This is a genomic window from Bacillus sp. LR--39 (assembly GCF_053613335.1).
In genome coordinates this window covers 1-784 of the sequence record NZ_JBSIOT010000707.1, presented here as the reverse complement: position 1 = coordinate 784, position 784 = coordinate 1, and the positions used below count along the sequence as shown (strand labels likewise).

At 48.3% G+C, this 784-nt stretch carries 1 protein-coding gene; it reads left to right on the top strand.

Annotation, left to right across the window (positions count from 1 at the left end; genetic code table 11):
• A partial coding sequence (proB, locus tag ACWHAR_RS25985) for a glutamate 5-kinase (protein ID WP_452088288.1) occupies positions 1 to 784 on the top strand: 784 nt, incomplete at both ends.

The window sequence follows — 784 nt, the reverse complement described above, 5'->3', positions numbered from 1 at the left end:
GACAAATCCTTTTAACGAGAAATGATTTTTCGAAAAGAGAACGGTATCGAAACGCGTATGCTACGATAATGGAATTATTGGAACGCGGCGTCATCCCGATTATCAACGAGAACGATTCTACGTCTGTTGAAGAATTGACATTCGGAGATAATGATATGCTTTCTGCGTTAGTCAGCGGATTGATTCACGCGGACCAGCTCATGATTCTCACCGACATTAACGGACTGTATGATGCCAATCCAAATGAAAATCCTGAGGCGAAACGATTTGATTATTTGCCGGAGATCACGCCTGAATTGCTTGGATATGCAGGTTCAGCCGGATCAAAGGTCGGCACCGGCGGAATGAAATCAAAGCTGTTAGCCGCACAAACCGCGCTGTCTCTGGGAGTGAAAGTATTCATTGGAACAGGCAGCGGAGAGCAAAAACTCGCGGACATTTTGGACGGCAGGGGAGACGGCACTTATATCGGAGACAAAGAACTATCTTCGGTTAACAACACGAGGCAGTGGATTCAGTTCCACTCGCCGATATCGGGAGAAATTATCATTGATGCGGGTGCCGAAGAGGCGATGATCCATAATGGAAGCAGCCTTTTGCCCGCTGGCGTTGTGGGTGTGAACGGAAGCTTTCCGAAAGGGGCGGTTGTGGAAGTCAGGGGACCGGGCGGCGTGATCGGCAATGGCCAAACCCATTACTCCTCTGAGGAGATTATGGAGGCCAAGGGCAAACGCAGTGACGAACTTGATTTTGAGAAAACGTTTGAGGTTATTCATAGGAATGA